This window comes from Alteromonas lipotrueae, assembly GCF_019249215.1.
In the GTDB taxonomy this organism is placed as follows: domain Bacteria; phylum Pseudomonadota; class Gammaproteobacteria; order Enterobacterales; family Alteromonadaceae; genus Alteromonas; species Alteromonas lipotrueae.
In genome coordinates this window covers 1-21,960 of record NZ_JAESDI010000023.1, presented here as the reverse complement: position 1 = coordinate 21,960, position 21,960 = coordinate 1, and the positions used below count along the sequence as shown (strand labels likewise).

At 42.8% G+C, this 21,960-nt stretch carries 16 protein-coding genes and 3 pseudogenes; 11 read left to right on the top strand and 8 right to left on the bottom strand.

Annotated features, from left to right (window positions below; genetic code table 11):
• Positions 1 to 177 precede the first annotated feature (177 nt).
• A pseudogene (tnpC, locus tag JKP82_RS19600) lies at positions 178 to 1,137 on the bottom strand (IS66 family transposase); the annotation flags it as partial.
• Positions 1,138 to 1,272: 135 nt separating this feature from the next.
• Here tnpC and JKP82_RS19595 point away from each other — a divergent pair.
• The 3 genes and pseudogenes from JKP82_RS19595 to JKP82_RS19585 form a co-directional block, all read left to right on the top strand.
• On the top strand, positions 1,273 to 1,608 hold the full coding sequence (locus tag JKP82_RS19595; RefSeq protein WP_218398385.1) for a hypothetical protein: 336 nt from the start codon (positions 1,273 to 1,275) through the stop codon (positions 1,606 to 1,608).
• 231 nt (positions 1,609 to 1,839) lie between these two features.
• On the top strand, positions 1,840 to 2,373 hold the full coding sequence (locus tag JKP82_RS19590; protein WP_218398383.1) for a metal-independent carbonic anhydrase family protein: 534 nt from the start codon (positions 1,840 to 1,842) through the stop codon (positions 2,371 to 2,373).
• 73 nt (positions 2,374 to 2,446) lie between these two features.
• Positions 2,447 to 2,659: pseudogene (locus tag JKP82_RS19585) on the top strand (transposase); the annotation flags it as partial.
• 420 nt (positions 2,660 to 3,079) lie between these two features.
• On the opposite strand, the gene JKP82_RS19580 reads toward JKP82_RS19585, so the two are convergent.
• Positions 3,080 to 3,196: a transposase gene (locus tag JKP82_RS19580; protein ID WP_218398381.1), complete on the bottom strand. Its 117-nt coding sequence runs from the start codon at positions 3,194 to 3,196 to the stop codon at positions 3,080 to 3,082.
• 154 nt (positions 3,197 to 3,350) lie between these two features.
• A pseudogene (locus JKP82_RS19575) lies at positions 3,351 to 3,560 on the bottom strand (OmpA family protein); the annotation flags it as partial.
• A 257-nt stretch (positions 3,561 to 3,817) separates the two neighbouring features.
• Between JKP82_RS19575 and JKP82_RS19570 the strand changes: the two are divergent.
• Positions 3,818 to 4,495, top strand: coding sequence for a helix-turn-helix transcriptional regulator (locus tag JKP82_RS19570; protein WP_218398379.1), 678 nt, complete (start codon positions 3,818 to 3,820; stop codon positions 4,493 to 4,495).
• Positions 4,496 to 4,521: 26 nt separating this feature from the next.
• On the opposite strand, the gene JKP82_RS19565 is transcribed toward JKP82_RS19570, so the two are convergent.
• The 5 genes from JKP82_RS19565 to JKP82_RS19545 are packed head-to-tail and all read right to left on the bottom strand — an operon-like array spanning position 4,522 to position 8,163.
• Complete coding sequence (locus JKP82_RS19565) at positions 4,522 to 5,283, bottom strand: CsgG/HfaB family protein (protein WP_218398378.1); 762 nt, start codon at positions 5,281 to 5,283, stop codon at positions 4,522 to 4,524.
• Positions 5,284 to 5,291: 8 nt separating this feature from the next.
• Entirely contained in the window at positions 5,292 to 5,747 is a 456-nt protein-coding gene (locus tag JKP82_RS19560) for a curli assembly protein CsgF (protein WP_023559884.1), read from the bottom strand.
• Entirely contained in the window at positions 5,741 to 6,172 is a 432-nt protein-coding gene (locus tag JKP82_RS19555) for a CsgE family curli-type amyloid fiber assembly protein (RefSeq protein ID WP_258544443.1), read from the bottom strand. Before JKP82_RS19555 ends, JKP82_RS19560 begins: the two co-directional genes overlap by 7 nt.
• Positions 6,173 to 6,174: 2 nt before the next feature.
• Entirely contained in the window at positions 6,175 to 7,620 is a 1,446-nt protein-coding gene (locus JKP82_RS19550) for an autotransporter outer membrane beta-barrel domain-containing protein (RefSeq protein WP_218398412.1), read from the bottom strand.
• A gap of 30 nt (positions 7,621 to 7,650) precedes the next feature.
• Entirely contained in the window at positions 7,651 to 8,163 is a 513-nt protein-coding gene (locus JKP82_RS19545; RefSeq protein ID WP_218398377.1) for a curlin subunit CsgB, read from the bottom strand.
• A 479-nt stretch (positions 8,164 to 8,642) separates the two neighbouring features.
• Between JKP82_RS19545 and JKP82_RS19540 the strand changes: the two genes are divergently transcribed.
• The 7 genes from JKP82_RS19540 to JKP82_RS19510 form a co-directional block, all read left to right on the top strand.
• Positions 8,643 to 11,165 carry a S8 family serine peptidase gene (locus tag JKP82_RS19540; RefSeq protein WP_218398375.1) on the top strand — a complete coding sequence of 841 codons (2,523 nt, stop codon included), beginning with the start codon at positions 8,643 to 8,645 and terminating at the stop codon, positions 11,163 to 11,165.
• Between the two features lie 133 nt (positions 11,166 to 11,298).
• On the top strand, positions 11,299 to 11,472 hold the full coding sequence (locus JKP82_RS19535; protein WP_218398374.1) for a hypothetical protein: 174 nt from the start codon (positions 11,299 to 11,301) through the stop codon (positions 11,470 to 11,472).
• Positions 11,473 to 11,809: 337 nt separating this feature from the next.
• Positions 11,810 to 14,440 carry a S8 family serine peptidase gene (locus tag JKP82_RS19530; protein WP_218398372.1) on the top strand — a complete coding sequence of 877 codons (2,631 nt, stop codon included), beginning with the start codon at positions 11,810 to 11,812 and terminating at the stop codon, positions 14,438 to 14,440.
• A 133-nt stretch (positions 14,441 to 14,573) separates the two neighbouring features.
• A complete protein-coding gene (locus JKP82_RS19525; protein WP_218398370.1) occupies positions 14,574 to 14,747 on the top strand; it encodes a hypothetical protein in 174 nt (57 codons plus the stop codon).
• Positions 14,748 to 15,053: 306 nt separating this feature from the next.
• Complete coding sequence (locus tag JKP82_RS19520; protein WP_218398410.1) at positions 15,054 to 16,094, top strand: IS630 family transposase; 1,041 nt, start codon at positions 15,054 to 15,056, stop codon at positions 16,092 to 16,094.
• Positions 16,095 to 16,166: 72 nt separating this feature from the next.
• Positions 16,167 to 16,544 carry a hypothetical protein gene (locus tag JKP82_RS19515; protein ID WP_218398368.1) on the top strand — a complete coding sequence of 126 codons (378 nt, stop codon included), beginning with the start codon at positions 16,167 to 16,169 and terminating at the stop codon, positions 16,542 to 16,544.
• A 157-nt stretch (positions 16,545 to 16,701) separates the two neighbouring features.
• Positions 16,702 to 21,960, top strand: a 5,259-nt coding sequence (locus JKP82_RS19510) for an FG-GAP-like repeat-containing protein (protein WP_218398367.1), incomplete at its 3' end; no start/stop codon positions are given.

The window sequence follows — 21,960 nt, the reverse complement described above, 5'->3', positions numbered from 1 at the left end:
GCGTCTTAGCGATGCAGCGTTCGCGTTATTTTGGCTATCTAGACAAAGCACTAAATTTAACGAGTTAAAAATGGTCGTTATTTACACTATTTTTTCTCCGTTCTTATTTTTATAGTTATTTTTTTTATTTTATCAATATTTTTTGCAATTAAAATTTAGTAACCGTTCAGCAGGGCCCTATTGACAGGTTGCTTTGAAGTCGTCGAGTAGAGGATAGGACGTTTTGTTCAGCGTCGCTTCGAGAATGGCGCGGAGCCAATTCAGTGGATTCAGCTTTTGTTTCCGGCAGGTTTCTACGATGGTGAGTATACGTTGCCTGAACAGTTCCCCTCGGTGAGAACACACGCCATAGCTGCCTTTTCGCCACAGCACATAGCTTCGCAATGAACGCTCTGCTTCGTTGTTGGTGAGGGGGGCGCCATCGTGACTGAGGAATACCCAGTACATGTCATCGTGTTTTAGCAGCAGCTTACACCGGTTCTGATAGCGGGGAGTGACACAGCGTCTTGATGCCAGTTCAAGTTGCTGACGCCAGGCGATGCGTAGTTTTTCCATCCGTTCCCGGTATCGTTTTTCGCTTAGCGCGTTGCTTTCATACCGGTGTTGTAATCGGAACAGTATGCGGATGAGCCTGACTAGATGGGTTCCATAGGTTTTATTCGTCCCCCAGCTTTCCGCTAATGCATTCATATTTCTTAAGATATGCGCCCAGCATAATTGACGGTGGTCAGCATCAATGTAGTGATAACCGGCGTACTGGTCGGTCACCACAATATTTTCAGGAGCATCGCCTAACAGTTTCTTTGCCGCCCAGGCGCCGCGTGAGAAGTGCGTCATAAAGCAAGAGAGTTGCGGTGTGCATACCTGCCACATCCAGCGGTTTTCATTCCCCCGCTGATGACGGGTTTCATCGCAGTGTACCACCGGCTCATTGCGCATAGTTTATCTGATATCCTGAAACGCTGGCGTGAGTACCGCACTGACGCGGTCCTGCGCTTCAGAGATAGCACCGCGACTGAACGATAAGCCGAAGTTCTGTTCCAGCTGTTGCTGAATTTTACTGATACTCTGGTGAAACTGACCTGACTGCATTGCCACATAGGCCAGCAGATTATTGCCCATCTGGCCCTGCTGAACGGTTACGTAGCGCTCTATGATAATTTTAGAAAAGATGGTTCAAGTACCCCTTATAAATAAATTCCAAATTGTATTGAACTTATTATCGAAAGGAAGACCTATAGATTATCGTTCTACAGTATTAACGAGTAGTTAATGTCAACTAGCGGTATTCGAAAAACACTATGCTTACTGATTCTATCTTTAGGGATAGTCGTCAGTACTGCGACTAACTCTGAACAAATATGGTTTGATGAGAATACGTCCAGCAGTGTTTTGGAAGTTAAAAATGCTGATTGTGTTGACACTGGAAATTTAGACCCCTTCTTACCCAGCAGTGCTTCTTTTATCCCTCAAACCTCTCCTAAACCGATCTATGTGCACATTACGCCTATTACTTTTTCATTACCTGAGCCTAATCACCTTATACGCGCTCCTCCCTCGGATTCTTTTCAGCAAACTATTCCGTGGCAGAACAAAAATATTGTTTGATTGTAAATAGTGAAAAAAGCGTTTTAAGAGGTGTAGTATCGGTAATGGATATTATGCAAAGTTTGGGTCTTAGTGAAACAGTAATAAGAAAGTCTCAAATTAAAACTTTAGCCAAACACCTCTACAATCAGATACGTTCTGACAAATCTATCATTAACCAAACACATCAACACGCAATTACTGCGTGACTTTATTTCAAATTATTAACCATTAAACACAGAGGTAAAAAATATGTTTCGTAAATTAGTGGCAGTCAGTATATTGGCTCTTGGTCTTGTTTTAAATGTCGATGCTGCGAATGATATAACCAAGCAAGATGTTTTAAATGCTGAAAAGGTTTGGGGTGACGCGATTGTTGCAATCGGTAAGTCTTACTCTTCTCATGCAGACTATAAAGCGCTAGCAGCGAAAACCATAGATACACTTTATGCCTATAATGAGGGAACGGTATTATTTAAGCCTACAAGGGCCTCGTCGAATCAATTTCGCCTGAAAAAGGATGAGGCCGTTTCCTATTTTGTCACAGGTGTTGTTCCTGAAGATCATGGCTTCGCAATTCAACCTTGGAACAAAGTACGTTTTGAAAATACAGGCATTATCATCTATTTTGATTCAGCAACAGCAATGGGGAATTACTACTTTACTGATGCGAAAACGGGAAAAGAAACGAAAGCTGAATTTACTTTCAGTTATATTAAAAATGCTGATGACAAAATGTTGATTACAGTTCATCACTCATCATTCCCTTACCACCCTGCGCCTTAACCATAAATTCCCCCTAAGTGAACTGCAAGGCCCTACATTAGGGGGCTACATCATAAAAGGGGCGTAACTAGTCAAAAACAAAACGGCCATTAACATCGAATACTTAAAAGCCAGCATCCGGGCAAAGGTAGAGCATCCGTTTCGCATTATCAAATGTCAGTTTGGCTTCATCAAAGCACGGTACAAAGGCCTGATGAAAAATGACTCACAGTTAGCCATGCTATTCACTTTAGCGAACCTGTTTAAAGTCGACCAGATGTTAAGGCGACAGCCAAGATCTGTCTGAAATCCGGGAATGGGCCGAAATCAGGCCTAAAAGGTGAGTATATTGGCCGAAATTGGAAATTTAACGTTCAAAAATTAGACGGCGAGTCAAAGCCTCGCTCAAAAGCTAAATTGCAGGACTTATTCGCAGTTTCCCTAGTTAGTTATATATCTTTTAGTAAGTAAAATAGCCTTCTTTAGAGGTGTTTATGAGAAATTTGAAGCAAGGTAAAAGGGTAAGACATAGATAATGCAGTGTCACTCTTTTACACGGCGGGAGCTTGCAGGTCTTCGTCGTGATTAAAAACCTAAACGAAAGTGCAGAATATTGGGTATAGCCCCAAGCATTTGTTTTTTTGGAGATTATTAGTCTCATTAATGATAAAGTCGCAATGATTCTAACTCTTTAATCGCTAAGAAAACGACTATCTGCTCTTTAGTATTAAATGACAAGGGCCTCAGCGGCCTGAGGCACGGTATAACCTTGTTCTCGTACCAAAGCCACTGCCTCTTCTTTAAATTCTTTGGGATAGCGTTTGTTAGCTCTTTTCTGGGTCATTCTTCACCTCATTGATCTGACGAGTATTGTTTCTCAATTCACTATCCAGCTCCATTAGACCAGTACACTCATGATAGGCCGCTAATTGGCCTTTCACTGTCAAATTTGATTTAGCGCTAGAAATCAAGTGTTGTTCACTTAACTTGCCCCAAAACTAGGATTTAGAAAGCCGTACCACAACTCTTCGGTTTTGTGCGCGGTTTTCTCGTGTATCATTTGGCGCAATATGACGTTTCTCACCATGCCCCGTAATTGCTATACGGTCTTCCTGTACACCCAGTGAGGTGAAATACAGTTTAATCTCATCGGCGCGACGAATAGAAAGCTGCTCATTGTTCCAACGACCACCGTAGCTATCGGTATGATCTGATCCAATAGTTTTGGACACCTCATTAAGTGAGTAAACTGACTCACAGAGGTGAATAATGACATCCCCAAAGAAAACCAGAAAAACCTATTCCGCAGAATTCAAAGAGTTAAGCCATGGGGCTTTGAAGCCAAGCTTATAGGTCTTTTTCACTGTTACATTTTGTTACGCTTTGGTCGGTCAAGTAAGGCCATTAGAGTATTGTAAAGACTTTGTAAAGTTCGTAAGGTTGATAATCACGAAAAGGAGCTTTCATGTCACATCAAGCGTTCGTACTAACAAGAAATAGTTACGGCGAAAATACAGGAAGGGACGAAGCTTATGAACGATTCCTTAGTATTTTACCGTCGTGTGGATTCAGCGTTACCAGTGGTGCTATACACCCACCATGTAGCGTTTTAAACTACACCTATACCTTCTTTATAGACGCCCATTATTGCGATTCAGTCGCCATGCTCAACTTGCCCGTTGTTAATGATTATCCCGATTTGAACAAAGTTATTTTCAATGTTCCACTAGCCGATGTAGATTTTCATTACGCTGCGCTTCAGCATGGAATAAACGGCATTTTTCATATAGAAGACAATTTGGAATTACTCGTTCGCGGGGTTCAGCAAGTGCAAGCAGCCAACAAATGGTATAGCCGGGAGATAATGAGCCGCTATATCGATGCAAACCTTGCTGCAAAGACTAAATCAGTCGCGGCTCTTCAGTCATCCACTACGGTGTTAACGAAAAGAGAGCTGGCCATCACTCGTAAAATTGCAGATGGCGCGCAAAATCAAGAGATTGCGGATTGTTTACACATCAGCGTCAATACGGTGAAAACTCATGTGTACAGTATTTTCAGGAAGACTGACTGCCGCAACCGCGTAGAACTCATTAAGTGGCTCGATCATCAGTTTAGTCAGCCACAGCAAGTAAGTTACTAAATACTCAACGTACAAGCGTATGCCGTCTACGCTTTAGCGCGCCATACGCCCTTTTCCATGCCCTGCAGCACCAATTCGGTCACCGCTTTTTCTATACTTTGCTTAACGCACTCGAACATAGGTTCATTGGTGGTATACCCTGTCTCAGCTTCAAGCAGGCGCTTTAGCGATACGTACCTAAAGAGCCCAGCTCTTACTTCTTGGCTCAAGACTTTCTTAGAGGTAGAAACCGACACTAGTACTTGCCCTGTTCTTACATCAACCGCTCGCATATAAATAGATATTTGGTCTTCTCTGAATAGTTCGCTCGCACCAATGCCAAAATATTCCACGCCAGCGCCCCCTGTACGAATGTTCGTATCGTAGCTGATTATACCGCCTTCAATAATGATTCTAGCCGTGGTAAGCGGGGGCAAATCACCACCGTTGTTTTCATCTGCACGGATAATTTTTCGCTCGGTAAGAATGTTTTGTAAACCTTCACGTTCTACAGGTAAGAACCACGATGTTTCACTCAGGGTTTGAACAAGAATCGAAGTAGCACCTTGCGTTACAGCGGTAGAAAAAGAACTGGCCCCCGTACTGGGTTTGTACTGGCCTGTCTGGTCTCTGAACGCATAAACGGAAACGGGGATTTGCCCCATAGGTGCGGGTAAGCTTTTTACTTCCGATAGGGTTTCGCTGTCTTTAATAATCCCTGCCGCAGTCGTATCTGGCGGCAGCGTGTTGGTAATTGATTGGCAGCCAGAAAGTGCTATAGCCAATAATAAAAATATGGTACTTCTCATGTGTTTCCCTACCCAAACCGTGGAATTTCGACAACCGTAACTTCACCTGTCAGCAGGTTAGTAATATTCACTACAATGCTATCAGGGTTACTGGTAATCAGCTCTACCTGAAAATCACCACTGACGAATATGCTGTCTTGGTTAAATATACTATCTATGGGGTTTCCATCTTCGTCATATTCCTGCTCGCCAAAGGCGATGTCAGTAATTTCGCGAACAATACGATTAATGTACGCACGCTCAAGAGACTCTTGTAAGCGTTCATCATAAGAGCGCTCACTTAGCGGTGCGCTATGCGCATTCTGCGAATTAGCTTTGCTAAGTAAAAATGACCCATTAAGTGGGTTGCCACCAAACGATGGGTTAATAGGCTCATAGACCAACTCTGTTGCAAAGGCACTGAACTGAAATACAGCCCCCAAGGTTATTAATGCGGTGATTAACGTCCTTTTCTTCATTACCATTCATCCCCTGCTAAATCTGGGCTTCTACTATCTATACTTGCGTTCGCGACAGCGTCTAAGACTAAAATGATAGCCTGCTGAACTTTCTCATCTAACGGTACTTGGCGTCGCCCCATGTATGTCTGGTAAACCACTTTATTGTCGTATACCACAGAGAGTAATGTTCCTGCTTGCGGCACAATAATTTCTTTAACGACTAGGTTTTTACCTGAACTATCAGGAACTTCGCGCCAATATTGGCTAATTTTAGAGGCAAATTCATGGCCCTGCCGGCTAATGCTGTTATCTAACAACAGTCCACCCAGCCGAATTTCTTCTGCATGAATCGGAGAAAAGAGCACACTAAAAAACAGCGTGAAAAGAGAGAAACGATACAAGTACTTCATTATTTTAAAAATAAGCCGGGCTAGTGCCCGGCTACTCATGCTTACATCTGAACAACTGTAGCTACGTTGTAATCACCAACTTGCGTAACACTTACAGTGCCGCCGTTGCCAGTTATACTACCAGTTACTAGGTTGTCGTTACCCATTTGCGTTACTTCAAACGTATTCATATCACCCGCAATAACAAACTGGCCACCCATATCATCCGTTACCCAGTTACCTGCACCTTCTTGCATAACGCTGATGACATTGTCATTACCATTAACCAGTAAATCCAACAAGTTTAGTTCACCCGTTTGGGCAACCATAATCTCGTTGCCACTTGATGTGATATCACGCGCTAACTCAACTGACGCTATATTCTCATTACCTTCTTGAGACATTTCAATTAAGTTGGCATCTGCGATATACGCTGCATCACCAATACCGGCTTGCGCCAGCGCTAAGTTAGCATCACCGTCTTGCTCTATTTCAACTGTATTAAACCAACCATCAAAGTTCACTGTACTTATTTCGTTGGCATCACCTACCTGCGTTAGGTCAAACTCATTGAACAAGCCAATAACGCCTGCGTAGGCTACATTTCCTTCACCCACTTGATTAATTTCAAACGTATTAACTCCCCCGCCAATCGTTTCAACCGTAGCAAGGTTAACATCGCCAATTTGGTCGATATTCACTTCGTTATCTGAGCCTTCGAACACACCTGTGGCAATCTCATTACCGTCACCGTCTTGTTCAAATTCAAGTACGTTGCCGTCGCCAACCATGTTCCAAGTAATAAGATTTTCATCACCGTCTTGGTCAACTTCAACCTCGTTATCAGAACCTACCACCGTTAAATCAGAAATGTTGTAATACCCGTCTTGGATGACATCGATAAGGTTGGCGACGCCACTTAGTTCACGAACGTAAGACTCATGCCAGTCGCCACTTTGATCTACAAAGACAGTGTTATCGTTTCCTGCAATCGCATTGTTAGCCCAGTTACCACCATCACCTTGATACACAGATAATGTGTTGCCGCTACCCGCTATGCTGTTTATAGAGCGGCTGAAAATAAAGCCAAATGGTCCACCGTCGCCTAATTGCACAAGTGAAACTAGGTTATCATCGCCCTCGACAATGAACTCTGCCGTGCTGTTTAAACTGTCTTGCTCAGACTCCAAGAAGTTACCGTTACCAATTACACTTGCATAAAATGTATTGCCCGACTGCATTTGGGATGCCAGAACTTCGTTGGCATCACCGATTACCTCAACCACAATAGCGTTAAGGTCGCCCTCCTGACTTAAAATAGACTCATTGCCTACCTCGTTCCCTTCTGGCGCCGTTTGGGTTAGCGTAATCTCATTACCTTCTGCTGCAACAATGAAATCCGCTGAAGCATTAAAGTCGACTGATTTGCTCGCTGGAATCTCTTGAGCTGACGCCCACCCTGTCGCTGCTACTAAAAGCAATGCACTCGCTATTTTTGTTTTTTTCATTTTCACGTTTGTCTCCCTATGGCAATTGCATCATTCTTTGTATTGCGTGATGTTAATTACCATTTCGTTCCCTATCTGATAAACAGTAAAAGACTGCTCACCCAGTTGATTAACATTGGCAACATTGTCAAACCCATCTTGGATAATCTCGAAGTAATTGTTGTTGTTTTGCTGCAATAAATTCACGACATTTCCCTCTCCAAGTTGGGTGATTATCGCTTCATTATTACTGCCATTTTGAACAACATTTGATAGGTGTGCGCCGTTACCGCTTTGAATGATGTTAGTTATGTTATTTAACCCAAACTGGCTGACAGAGATGAAGACCGTTTCATCATCTATCGTAATAGCTTGGGCATTCAGACTCATTGAAAGAGAAGATTCCACCATGTCGGAGCTTGTTGATAAATCGGACTGTTGAGCATGTGTTGGAAGGTTTACGGTTAGAAGACTACACCCCGTAAAAGCAAAGAATATTGCGCGCTTGAAGGTCGCTACACTCTTAGCAAGTTGGCGCTTTTTAACCTCTAACTTCTTGTCCATGAGAACGACTACTTCCTTGATTAACAACAAAGGTGACCCCTCTATAACACTCCTTAAAACAGCTAGAATCTATCACCAATAAGTTGTATTTATTACAGATACAAAACACGTCCTACTCGCCGAATCAGCGTCTTAACGATTAAAGGTCATACCATAGTACTAGTTTCACACTGAAGCGATGTGCAATCGTCACCATTGGTAAGACCAGACAATTACCTTTGTGTTGTTGGAAAAACGTACTCGAGTTTTTTCACTCGAAAGAAACACCTAAAAAAAGTGACGCGGGGTTAATAGTTAAGTACTAGTTTTCATCTTTTCCACCGTATTTACCTAGTGGTTAAGTTGTATTTTTATTCAATTTTTTACGATAAAGGTGGCAGCTTCGTGAATTTTCGTTATATGTTTTAACCGTTAGTTATATCAGACCGAGCGAGAAGATTTCGTGATAACAGCACTATTGCTAATTATGGAATTTAATTATGAAAACAAAGCCTTTTAAAACTGGCCTTTCAGCATTGTCATTAGCCCTACTTCCGCTAATGGCGTCTAGTCATGCACATGCCGCAACAGCCGAAATCTTCGATGATAGCGTCATCGTGGTTTACAAAGAGAATGTAAGCAAAGCGGAAAAAATGCGTGCCCGTTCATCGGTGGGTGCTCGAATTAGCGACGCCAATAGAGATGAGATTGACGATCGCTTTTCGAACCTTCTAAATGGTCGTATCGCTAAGCTCCAGCTTCGCGGTAAATCAGTTAAAGATGCCATTGAAACACTAAAGAAAAACCCTGCCGTTAAAATTGCAGAGCCAAATTACCTGTACCGTAAAGCTCTTGTGCCGAACGACCCGTCTTACGGTGACTTGTGGGGGTTAAACAATACAGGCCAAGCCGGCGGTACTGACGACGTGGATATTGATGCGCCAGAAGCGTGGGATATCACCACCGGTGACAGTGACGTGGTGATCGGCGTAATAGATTCGGGTGTTGATTACACCCATGAAGATATCGCTGATAATGCATGGATGAACCCAGGTGAAATACCAGGAAACGGCATTGATGACGACGGTAACGGATATATCGACGATGTATATGGTATCGACACTGCAAACGGAGATACCGATCCGATTGATGATGACTCTCACGGTACACACGTCGCAGGTACCATTGGTGCTGTAGGCGGTAACGGTATCGGCGTGGTGGGCGTAAACCATGACGTATCAATTGCTGCATGTAAATTCTTAGGCGCCGATGGCACAGGCTCTACAGCAGGGGCTATAGAGTGTATTGATTACTTTACCGACTTAAAAGAAAACCGCGGCATAAACATTAAAGCGACCAATAATAGCTGGGGTGGCGGCGGCTACAGTGAAGTGCTAGAAACTGCCATTGAAGTCTCTGGGCAGGCAGGCATACTGTTCGTTGCTGCAGCGGGTAACGCAGGGTCAAACAACGACAACGTCGATAACTACCCGTCTAATTATGTGACGACGACTAACAGCTTGATGGCTGTTGCCAGTATCACACGTAACGACAGCGATAGTGGCTATTCATACGGCATTGAAACCGTAGATATTGCCGCGCCGGGCTCGGCAATTTTATCAACAATTCCAGGCGATAGTTATGCGGCTTATTCAGGTACGTCGATGGCAACGCCTCACGTTGCTGGTGCCGCTGCGTTAGTATGGTCGCTAAATCCGGAGCTTACGCCTTCAGAAATGAAAGAGTTATTGATGGCAACCGGTGAAACCAGCCTATGGGCTGACGGCCGCACAGTGTCGGGCAACCGGTTGAATGTGCTAAATGCCCTTGAAGAAGCAGATCCTACGCCAGGCTTTAAGCTCGGTATTACGCCGGGCTCTGCTGAGATTGAAGCGGGCGAAGCTTATACCTTTACCATCGAAGTCGGTTCTATTGCTGGCTACGAGGAAGAGATTCAGCTATCTCTTGCTGAAGAGAGCGACATTGCTTCCCTAAGTGCTAACACTGCAATGCCTGGCGATACTGTATTACTTACGGTTGAAACCGCTGAAGACACGCCGTGGGGACAGTACAGCTTTACCGTTAACGGCGTGAGTGGCGAGATTGAAAAGTCCAAGTCGGCAAACTTGTATGTTTACCCTCAGGGTCTCAATGACTTCCCTTATGGTTACTCGGGCGACCCCGTTCCAACTCTTCCTAACGAAGAAGATCCGGATGATGTGGGCGTAGACCTTGTTATTAACATACCTGATGATTTAACCGTATTCGGTATGCAGGCTTCGGTAGATATTACTCATACCTATAGCGGTGACTTGGTGCTTTCGCTTACTTCTCCTCAAGGTACAACTACCGTTCTGCGCCAAAACCAAGGCGGTGGTACTGACGACATTGTTGAAAGCTACGATACCGACGCATTTAACGGCGAAGTTGCTACAGGCGATTGGACACTGAACGTACTTGATACCTTTAATGGCGATAACGGAACAGTAAACGATTGGAGCCTAGTAGTTACTGGCATTGGAGAAGTAGGGCCAACACCGCCAAACGCAGCATTTACTTACGATGCTTCTGGCTTATCGGTCAGCTTTACTAACAACAGCAGTGACGTTAACGACGATATTGTTAGCTATAGCTGGGACTTTGGTGACGGCGCAACATCAACAGAAGAAAGCCCTACCCACGTATATGCGGAGACTGGCGCTTACGATGTCACGCTAACGGTAACTGATTCAGAGGGGCAGACAGATGTCGCTACTGAAACTGTAGCCGTTTCTGATAGCAACATTGTTGCAGAAATTGACCGCGCTATGCTGTCTCGTTTCGGTTCACTAAGAGTTGACTTATCGTACAGCGGCTCGATGGCAGATACTGTTATGATTTATCGCAACGGTGAGTTGCTTGAGGAAGTGAGCAACACTGGCCGCTATCACGATAGAAGTCGAGGTGTTCAACCTGGTGAATATACTTATATGGTATGTGACGAAACATCAGCATGCTCTGCGCCAGTGACGGTAAATCTTTAAGGTTTTCTCTTTTAGCGAGATATGCCAAATATTGTTTAATCAAAACATAGGTTAAACCCCGTAGTTAAGCAACTGCCGGCCCGTCGAAGGGCCGGCTTTTTTGTGCGCTAGTAAGCTGATACAGGAGACAAGAATGCCTGAAGAAGATAAGAAACCAGAGGATAAAAAAACGGAACTGTTCTTTTGTTCTAGCAAGCCAATGGCTTTCGAGCCATTTAAAGAGGGCGATGAAAAAGTATTTGAGAATCTTCCCAAGTACGATTTGGGACCAAGCTATAAAAGACCGGATCTTAGAACAGGCATTTAGTTCAATTTCTTAAACCGAGTTCAGGTTAATTAGTTACATTTTACGTGTATTTTTAATATTGTTATGTTATAACATTGCAGTTGAATTCATTTTTTAGATTTAGCTTCCTAGCTTTATTTAGTGTGAATACGGTAATTGAATCGCTGGCGTCTATAGAGCAATTTAGAGGATGTAAAAAAGTTTTAAAGAGTGCTTTGACGCACACTAGGATATGAACGGAAGAAATCTGAAATGGGTTGCAATCAACTAAAAAGGAATGGTTTAACCGTTAGTTGTATCAGACCGAGCGAGAAGTTTTCGTGATAACAGCACTATTACTAATTTATGGAATCTAATTATGAAAAAAAAACCTTTTAAAACAAGACTTTCAGCATTGTCATTAGCCCTACTTCCTCTAATGGCGTCTAGTCATGCACATGCCGCAACAGCCGAAATCTTCGATGATAGCGTCATCGTGGTTTACAAAGAGAATGTAAGCAAAACAGAAAGAATACGTGCCCGTGCATCGGTGGACGACGATATTATTGACGCCAATAGCGATGAGATTCACGGTCGCTTTTCGAACGTTCTAAATGGTTATATCGCTAAAATCCCGCTTCGCGGTAAATCAGTCAAAGAGGTCATTAAAATATTAAAGAAAGACCCTGCCGTTAAAATTGCAGAGCCAAACTACCTGTACCGTGAAGCGCTTGAACCGTCTGAACCGTCTGAAGCGCCTGAAGCGCTTGAACCGAACGACCTATATTACGAGTACCTCTGGGGGTTAAACAATACAGTCGAAAATGAAGGTACTGCCGATGTGGATATTGACGCGCCAGAAGCGTGGAATCTCACAACGGGTGATAGCGACGTGGTAATCGGCGTTATAGATAGCGGCATCGACTACAACCATGTAGATATCGCTGATAATGCATGGATGAACCCAGGCGAAATACCCGGCGACGGCGTTGATAACGACGGTAACGGATATATCGACGATGTATACGGTATCGATACCAGAAACGGGGATAGCGATCCGATGGATGACCAGTCTCACGGGACGCACGTCGCAGGTATCATTGGTGCTGTTGGCGACAACAGTATCGGCGTGGTGGGCGTAAACCATGACGTATCAATTGCTGCATGTAAATTCTTAGGCCCTCCGAAAAACGGAGGCTCTCTAGTAAATGCTATAAAGTGTATTGATTACTTCACCGACTTGAAAAAAAACCGCGGCATAAATATTAAAGCGATCAATAACAGCTGGGGTGGCGGCGGCTACAGTGAAGCGCTAGAAAATGCCATTAACACCGCTGCGCAAGCAGGCATACTGTTCGTTGCTGCAGCGGGTAACGCAAAGCAAGACAACGACACCGCAGAGCTGCCCCATTACCCGTCTAGTTATGTGACGAAGAATGACAACGACGAGGAGACTAACAGCTTGATAGCTGTTGCCAGTATCACGAGTAACGACGAGGATAGTGGCTATTCATACGGCATTAAAAGCGTAGATATTGCCGCGCCGGGCTCGGCAATTTTATCAACAATTCCACACAATAGATATAAGGTGAAGTCAGGTACGTCGATGGCAACACCTTACGTTACTGGTGCCGCGGCGTTAGTATGGTCGTATAACCCGGAGCTTACGCCTTCAGAAATGAAAGAGTTATTGATGACATACGGTGAAGCCAGCCTATGGGCTGCCAGCCGCACAGTGTCGGGCAACCGGGTGAATGTGTATAATGCCCTTGAAAATACAGTTTCTACGCCAAGCTTTAAGCTCGGTATGACGCCGGTCTCTGCTGAGATTGAAGCGGGCAAAGCTTATACCTTCAACATCGAAGTCGGTTCTATTGCTGGCTACAAGGAAAAGGTTAAGCTATCGCTTGCTGAAGAGAGCGACAATGCTTTCCTAAGTGCCAAGACGGCAATGCCTGGCGATACTGTAGCACTCACGGTTAAAACCACTAAAGACACGCCGTGGGGACACTACCGCTTTACCGTTAACGGCGAGAGTGACGAGAATGGCGAGAATGGCGAGATTAAAAAGTCCAGGTCGGCAAACTTGTATGTTTACCCTCAGGGTCTCAAAGACTTCCCTTATCATTACTTGGGCAAAGCCGTTCCAACTATAGATGGTAAGAGCGTAAAACTTGTTATTAACATACCAGAACCAGAACCAGATCCAGATAAAGATAATTTAACCGTATTCGGTATGCAGGCTTCGGTAGATATTACTCATACCTATAGCGGTGATTTGGTGCTCTCGCTTACCTCTCCTCAAGGTACCACTGCCATTCTGCGCCAATACGAAGGCGACAAGACTAACGACATTGTTGAAAGCTACAATTCCACCGCATTTAAAGGCGAAGGGGCAACAGGTGACTGGACCTTGAAGGTACTTGATACCAGTATTGGCGATAACGGAACAGTAAACGATTGGAGCCTAGTAGTTACTGGCATTGGAGAAGTGGGGGCAACACCGCCAAACGCAGCATTTACTTACGATGCTTCTGCTTCTGGCTTATCGGTCAGTGTGACTAACAACAGCAGTGATGTCAACGACGATATTGTTAGCTATAGCTGGGACTTTGGTGACGGCGCAACATCAACAGAAGAAAGCCCTACCCACGTATATGCGGAGACTGGCGCTTACGATGTCACGCTAACGGTAACTGATTCAGAGGGGCAGACAGATGTCGCTACTGAAACTGTAGCCGTTTCTGATAGCAACATTGTTGCAGAAATTGACCGCGCTATGCTGACTAATTTCGGTTCAATAAGAGTTGACTTATCGTACAGCGGCTCAATGGCAGATACCGTTATGATTTATCGCAACGGTGAATTGCTTGAGGAAGTGAGCAACGCTGGCGGCTATCGTGCTGGCCGCTATCATGACAGAAGTCGAGATGTTCAACCTGGTGAATATACTTATATGGTATGTGACGAAACATCAGCATGCTCTGCGCCAGTGACGGTAAACCTTTAAGGTTTTCTCTTTTGGCTAGATATGCCAAATATTGTTTAATCAAAACATAGGTTAAACCTCGTAGTTAAGCAACTGCCGGCCCATGGAGGGGCCGGCTTTTTTATGCGCTAGTAAGCTGATACAGGAGACAAGAATGCATGAAGAAGATAAGAAACCAGAGGATAAAAAAACGGAACTGTTCTTTTGTTCTAGCAAGCCAATGGCTTTCGAGCCATTTAAAGAGGGCGATGAAAAAGTATTTGAGAATCTTCCCAAGTACGATTTGGGACCAAGCTATAAAAGACCGGATCTTGGAACAGGCATTTAGTTCAATTTCTTAAACCGAGTTCAGGTTAATTAGTTACATTTTACGTGTATTTTTAATTGTTATATTATAACATTACATTTCATTCATTTCATTTTTTAGATTTAGCTCCCTAGCTTTAGTGTGAATACGGTAATTGAATCGCTTGCGTCTATAGAGCAATTTAGAGGATGTAAAAAGTTTTAAAGAGTGCTTTGACGCACACTAAATAACTGTTCCTAAGTGTAGATCACCCCATAGAGGGAACTCAGTGTGATTTCTGCGATCAGATCAATCGCCAAAAAGAAATTACCGAGAACCACACTGAGCATGATCAGAATAGCATTGATTGACCGGGCTGAGCGACGCCGTTTAGAAAAAATCGTTCAACGCAGTAAGGATAAACGCTTTAGTCGTCGGGCAAATGCTGTGCTTTTGGTTCACAAGGGCCAGTCCCGTAAGCAGGTTGCGTTATTGCTGAGTGCAGCACGTTCTTCGGTCAGTCGCTGGTGCAAGTGGTATGAAGAATCAGGAATAGACGGTTTAAAAGATGCCGAGCATGGCAAACCGGCTTATTTGCCGGGTGACATCATAGTGCAGTTACTCTTCTTGCTGATTCCATGGACACCACAAGATCTAGGTTATCAGCGTAGCCGATGGAGTTCGGAATTACTGGCGAAGGTCATTCATGAGAATACTGGGATCCGTATACACAGCTCGACTTTACGGCGGTGGATGCCAGAACTCGGTATTGTTTGGCGTAGAGCAGCTCCTACTTTGCGGATAAGAGATCCACACAAGGAAGAGAAACTGGCAGCGATTAAAGCCGCGCTTGAGAAGTGTTCTGCCGAACATCCGGTGTTTTACGAGGATGAGGTGGATATTCATCTGAATCCCAAAATAGGTGCGGATTGGGGGTTCAGAGGAAAACAGCGGTTAGTCCCAACGCCAGGACAAAATGAAAAATACTATCTGGCCGGCGCGTTAAATGCCGGCACAGGCAAAGTGCTTTACGTGGGGCGACACTCAAAATGCTCTGAGATATTTATCCGGCTAATGGAACATTTAAGAAAAACGTATCGGAAGGCAAAAACCATCACGCTGATTGTGGACAATTACATTATTCATAAAAGCAAAAAGACGCAGGCATGGCTGAAGCAGAATCCCAAATTTGCCTTGCTGTTCCAACCAGTCTACAACCCTTGGGTTAATAGAATTGAAAAGTTGTGGCATGCGTTACATGAAACCGTAACCCGCAATCATAGATGTACTGAAATGTGGGAGTTGCTGCAACGAGTACGTCGATTTATGGAAACCGCATCGCCATTTCCAGGCAACCAGCATGGAATCGCGAAGATGAAGCAGAGTTAGGATCAGTTATTTAGGATATGAACGGAAGAAATCTGAAATAGGTTGCAATCAACTAAAAAGGAAAAATAGAAAATGAAAATTATTCTGAATTCGTTAGGTATGTTACTAGTGTGTATGTTTTCGCTACCTACAGAGGCAGAGGAAAAGGAAGTAGTATCGAGTCTCATAGATGATCTACGCGTGAAAGCTGTAGAAGTATATGCAGAGAAAGGACTAGTCTATGTATTTTTTGAAAATAATTCAGCTCTGAAGACTGCCAAAAATACTAAAAATCCTACCATTAATTCTGACAGAGTTGTGTGCGAGCTAGAAAGCGTAGGCTGCCAACATATGCTATCGCTTGCGTTGGTAGCACAAACTACTCACAACAAAGCAGCAATAGCGGTCCACTTAGTCGACACAATTGGGTCGATAGATAAACTCGAGAGATTTAGAGTGATGAATGACTAGGGCCTATTCGGATTATATTTTTAACCCAGACAATTTAGGGGGGCTACTATCAAAGTGCCCCAGATTGCTGTGGTAAAAAATTAAAATTTCATGAAAACTAAAAAATTCAACTGACTCTGTTTAAAAGGAAGTTCAGTTTGCTTATAAGGAATTCAAGATGGGTATCTGTTTGTTGAAAAGATATTTTATTTTAGGGTTAGCGTCGTTGCTAATTTCACCCAATGCCTCTAGCTCGACCTTGGTGCCAATTAGTGTGGGAGAAATGAAAATATTTACGCCGTTACCCGCATTAGAAGATTTTAACTACAGCAGTTACCAGCGAGGCCGGTCTATTTCTTTGAGTGTAGGCTCTTCTGCTAATACTGAGGCCTTTTATTTTCGTGTAGTAAACAGTGAAACTGAATGGCAATGCTCAACAGCAAGTGAAGTAGCAGCGCAAGGCAACAATATTATTGCGCCTGGCGTTGGGGAAGGGAATTTTAGCGTAGAAGTATCAGCATGTATGACGGGCAACGGGTGTAATGTTTCTGCATTTACATCGGGAAATTTAGCTTGCTCGAAGGTCGAATCCGCTTCTGTTGAGGTTGTGAATACGGGGGTTATCAGTGAACTTTTTCCCAGTGAGTCTAAATACGATCATGTGCACGCTACCGGCGCTGAATTTAGAGTGAATGAAATGGGAGCAGCAACGTATCAAGTGCCTTTCTCTTTGCCCAAGGGAACGGCGGGCGTTCAACCCAGTTTAGGTCTGTCTTATTCAAGTAGCGGTGGAAATGGTCTTGTAGGTAAAGGTTGGAATATTTTTGGGGGTTCTATAATCACTCGCTGTCCAAAGAATTTTGCTCAAGATGGCAGTATTGCAGGTGTGCGATTTGATCAGGGTGACCGACTGTGCTTAGACGGTCAGAGGCTCGTTACAAACAAGAGTCTTAATAAAGATATCTCAGATGTTATCTCGAAAACATCAGATAAGAATAATGTGACAGACAGCGACTATTGGTCGGCGGATGCCTACCATACGGAATTAGATAGTTTTAGCCATATTGTTCCGCATTATAATAACTGCCCCAAAAGTAACTCAAAAGGTGGCTGCCCCAAAACTTACTTAAAAGCCTTTACCGTAGAAACTAAATCTGGAGAGATACATTATTACGGTCGTTTAGACTTTGTAACAGGTAACACAAGAATTAATGGAAAGGCACTACTCACTGATTTTATGGGAAGTGATGGAAAAGTTGATATTGGTAACGATAGTTTCGTAGAACTAACTACAAATAGTAATAAAGCGCGAATGTGGGCTTTAAAGGCCATTAAGGATGTAAAAGGCAATTACATACTTTATAAGTATGAAGAAGATACAACCAAGGGGCAACACTATTTAAAGGAAATTCAATATACAGGAAATCTAGTTAAAGGCAAAAATCCATATAACCGAGTGGAATATGAATATAAAGATAACCCTGAAGCTTCGGTAGGATGGATAGCCGGGAATCCTGTTTCGAATGATAAGCTATTAGATAAAGTGGTTATTTATGCAGATGAAAAGGAGTTTAGAACTTACACACTTAGCTACCGGCAGGATAAAAACTTCGAACAAGAACATACCCTTGAAAAAATTAAGGAATGTGTTAGTGATTCATGTTTAAAACCATTGACATTTAAATGGAAAACAAGAAAAAAAAGTGCTTCTTTTAAAGTTTTTAATGAAACTCCTGAAAAAATAACGCTAGGCCAAAATCCTATGAGCTCGCGTGTTTTCGATATAAATGGCGATAGTTACGCCGATATTGTCTATTTTGGTAACACAAGCTGGAATGTAAAATTGGGCCCCGACTATAATAGTACCAAAGTCATTTTTAAATATAAAGGGACAAGCCACGGTGCTGAAAATGCTCAAATAATAGATTACAACGGAGATGGTATTCTTGATTTGTTGGTGGCTCAATCAGAAAATAACGATTGGGTTGCAATTTCGTACTGCGAAGAGTGTAAAGACATCAACGTTAAGGAAAATTGTAACGAAGAGTGTAAATACGTCAAAGGTAAGAGTAAATCCTTGAAAAAAAAAGCGATTGGGCTAATAGGTAACGTCAAAATACTTGATATTAATGGCGATGCTTTGAGCGACATTGTTTTTTTGCAGAAGGAGGGCTCAAACTACTTAATAAAGTACTATGAAAACGAAGGCAATGGGGATTTTAGTATTGCGAAAGATCTAGGTGATTTCCCCGTTATAGATGAGGGTAAGATTTCTATAGGAAATGCGCCAGCAATGGATATTAATGGTGATGGTCGTTCAGATTTAATAGTTACCCAGAAGAAAACGTTTTCCTATGGCTATGGCAGCGCTACGATTCATTCTCAAAAAGCGCTAATACTTATAACGAAAGATTCGAACAATGGTACTCTTACATTTGAATCGCAGCCCTTAACAGATAGTGAAAAAAACCTCGCCAATTATCACATCGCCGATCTGAATGGTGATGGCTTAAGTGATTTGGTAATTATAACCTCGGATAGCTTGAGCTATCAGTTGTCAAATGGAAACGAACTATCAGAGTTAAAAAAGTTAAAAACTACCGAAGCAGAAGAAAAGTATAATTCCTTGGTAAGGTTTGTCGACGTTAATCAAGACGGCAAAGCGGAGCTTCTGTTACCTAATTCAGTAAGTACTAAAGATAATATTATATGGAATGTATTTTTCACTCGAGTTGATGCAGACGACCACACAAAAGTGACCTTAGAGAAACGAGGGCAGTTTGATTTTGATGAAAATAAAACCTTCCAATTCGGTGATGCTAATGGTGACGGGAAGGTAGATCTATTTCAGAGTAAGAGTAGTAATATTGATAGCGAATGGTTCGTTAATTTTGCTGGACTGTCTGGAGTACCTGAAAATGTTATCATTAGGTTCACTTCTTCCTTTGGTGTTGAAACTGACGTCGAATATGACTACATTAATCGTCTCTCTATTGATAATAGTAGTATCTCGCCAGATAAAAATTATTTTGCTCCCCAATCCGGTTTATTTGTGGTGTCTTCTGTCTCCACGAAAACGACTGACAACACATCAAACACTGTAGGTTATGAGTATGGAAGCTTGTTGGTTCATAAAAATGGCAGAGGTATGCTTGGCTTTAAGCGGCTGCGAACCCGAGATTTGCAGACGTCTATGGCAACGGAAACCGTTTATCATCAACGATTTCCCTATACGGGTATGCCAGAATCTACGAAGAAAACATTGGGTCTTGGTGAAGGAGCCATTTTGCTCAGCGAGGCTACTAATACCCTTGGCGTTAAAGTAACCGCAAATGGCGGTATATTTCCTTATATCAAAAGCTCAAAAGAGACGTCATACAGTTTAAACAGTGCGCTCACAGATTCCTCAAAGCAATCAGTTGTCGATTCTGAGTTCAGTTACGACAAATACGGAAATCAGCTAACCTCTCAAATTTATGAGCGACACCCTCACCCTACGAATTCAAGTAAATATTATCGGGAAACGAAAGTAACAAACAGGTACGGCACAGACGTTAAATACAAAACATTTGGGCGCTTAAGTGGTTCATCCGTTGTCAAAACTCTCTATGACAACGGAAGCGCTGTGAACGATAAAACGGTTAATCGCTCATCGGAGTTTAAATACTATTCAGACTCTTTGATGATAAAAGAAGAGATTGTGAATCCTACCAATAATAGTCATAAATTAGTGACGACGAATGAATATGATAAATTCGGTAACAAAACTAAGGTGTCTACTGCGGGGTCGTCAGGGAAAAATGGCACACTGTCTCAAACGAGAAGCTCAGCGACTGCCTATGATGAACGAGGACAGTATGCGGTAAGTTCTACCAATTCGTTGGACCATAAAACTACAACTACTGTTGTAGGGAATGGTGGCGGAAGTAAGGGCAGGATAACCTCAATTATATCTACTAGTCCAAATGGTACAACATCGGAAGTGTATTTTGATGATTTTGGTGGTAAAAAGAAAACTAGAATTTCGACAAAAGACGCTAATGATCCAACCATTATTAGCCGACAATATACAGCCTATTGTGCATCCCCAGGCGTCGATTGCTACACCAGCAGCCTATTTCCAACAGCTTACTATCGCATAATAAGCGTTTCCCCAGGAAAACCCGAAAGCCAGGTGTTTTTTGATAAATGGGGGCGGCAAGTTGGGTCTAGAACTCAGGCTTTCAAAGCTGGTGGCTGGACCGTCACTGTTACAGAGTATGACAGCAACGGTAACCCTTCAAAAACCTATGAACCTAAGCTAAATGTAAAATCATCCCATTCAACGTCATACGAATATGATATTCTGAAGCGGGTTATCAAAGAAGTGAAGCCTAGAGGTAAAGTAACACGGACTTACGACGGAAATACCGTAAAAACGGTAAATGAAAAGAATTTATTCCACAAAGATATTCGAAATTATTTAGGGGAAATTGAAACCGTTACGTTTGGTTACATTGATGATAGTAAAGGTGATGATAGTAAAGGGACTGACGTTCAGACCTCTAAGTTAGATTATATACACTCAGCAGATGGCGATTTGTTGTCGGTAAAGGTATATGATGCGAATAATACCTCTAGCCATCAACAAGTAACCAATAATTATAACGATTTAGGTCAAAAAATAGCCATGACTGATTTGGATAAAGGTACATGGTCATATAAATACAATGCATTTGGTGAACTCGTAGAGCAAAAAAATAGCAGTAACCAAGTCACTAGTTTTGTATATGATAAAGCTGGCAGAAAAAAGAGTCGAAAAGACAGCGACGGTTTTACCCATTGGTTGTACGACTCAGGTGCTTTTGCGAAAGGTAAATTGCACGAAGTTGCGTATTATAAGGGAAAATCTGCGGCATCCGGCACACCTACTTATAGGGAAAGGACAACTTACAGAAGTATGGGGCTAGTCGCTACAAACGATGTATTGATAGACAGAGAGAGTTTCAGAACTGAGTTCGGCTACGATAAATTAAATCGTCTTTATTACACTCAATACCCAGCAAATAACTTCACAATTAAGCAAACTTATACCGCATTAGGTTTCCCATCTAAGACTATTAATGCAACGCCCGGCCATCGTGAATACGGCAAAGTCTATCAAGAAGTGACCCAAGTTAATAATCGTGGCCAAGTAAACCAAGTGAAGTATGGTAATGGAGTTACCGAAAACAAATCATACGAGTCGGATACAGGCTGGTTAAGTACACTTGACATTCAAAAAGGGACAAATTACGCAAACCCCTATCATAGCCTAATTTATTCATATGATGACCTTGGAAATTTAGAAACAAGAGACCATGCTTTTGCGTCTTCAAGTACAACAGACTTTACTGAAAGCTTTGGGTACGATGAGCAAAACCGCCTAAAATACAGAGACCGGAAAGTTAATGGCTCT

Excerpts from the sequence above, each read along its gene's own strand:
- JKP82_RS19595 (WP_218398385.1), top strand. The coding sequence starts at position 1,273 with ATGTCAACTAGCGGTATTCGAAAAACACTATGCTTACTGATTCTATCT.
- JKP82_RS19590 (WP_218398383.1), top strand. The coding sequence starts at position 1,840 with ATGTTTCGTAAATTAGTGGCAGTCAGTATATTGGCTCTTGGTCTTGTT.
- JKP82_RS19580 (WP_218398381.1), bottom strand. The coding sequence starts at position 3,196 with ATGACCCAGAAAAGAGCTAACAAACGCTATCCCAAAGAATTTAAAGAA.
- JKP82_RS19570 (WP_218398379.1), top strand. The coding sequence starts at position 3,818 with ATGTCACATCAAGCGTTCGTACTAACAAGAAATAGTTACGGCGAAAAT.
- JKP82_RS19565 (WP_218398378.1), bottom strand. The coding sequence starts at position 5,283 with ATGAGAAGTACCATATTTTTATTATTGGCTATAGCACTTTCTGGCTGC.
- JKP82_RS19560 (WP_023559884.1), bottom strand. The coding sequence starts at position 5,747 with ATGGTAATGAAGAAAAGGACGTTAATCACCGCATTAATAACCTTGGGG.
- JKP82_RS19555 (WP_258544443.1), bottom strand. The coding sequence starts at position 6,172 with ATGAGTAGCCGGGCACTAGCCCGGCTTATTTTTAAAATAATGAAGTAC.
- JKP82_RS19550 (WP_218398412.1), bottom strand. The coding sequence starts at position 7,620 with ATGAAAAAAACAAAAATAGCGAGTGCATTGCTTTTAGTAGCAGCGACA.
- JKP82_RS19545 (WP_218398377.1), bottom strand. The coding sequence starts at position 8,163 with ATGGACAAGAAGTTAGAGGTTAAAAAGCGCCAACTTGCTAAGAGTGTA.
- JKP82_RS19540 (WP_218398375.1), top strand. The coding sequence starts at position 8,643 with ATGAAAACAAAGCCTTTTAAAACTGGCCTTTCAGCATTGTCATTAGCC.
- JKP82_RS19535 (WP_218398374.1), top strand. The coding sequence starts at position 11,299 with ATGCCTGAAGAAGATAAGAAACCAGAGGATAAAAAAACGGAACTGTTC.
- JKP82_RS19530 (WP_218398372.1), top strand. The coding sequence starts at position 11,810 with ATGAAAAAAAAACCTTTTAAAACAAGACTTTCAGCATTGTCATTAGCC.
- JKP82_RS19525 (WP_218398370.1), top strand. The coding sequence starts at position 14,574 with ATGCATGAAGAAGATAAGAAACCAGAGGATAAAAAAACGGAACTGTTC.
- JKP82_RS19520 (WP_218398410.1), top strand. The coding sequence starts at position 15,054 with ATGATCAGAATAGCATTGATTGACCGGGCTGAGCGACGCCGTTTAGAA.
- JKP82_RS19515 (WP_218398368.1), top strand. The coding sequence starts at position 16,167 with ATGAAAATTATTCTGAATTCGTTAGGTATGTTACTAGTGTGTATGTTT.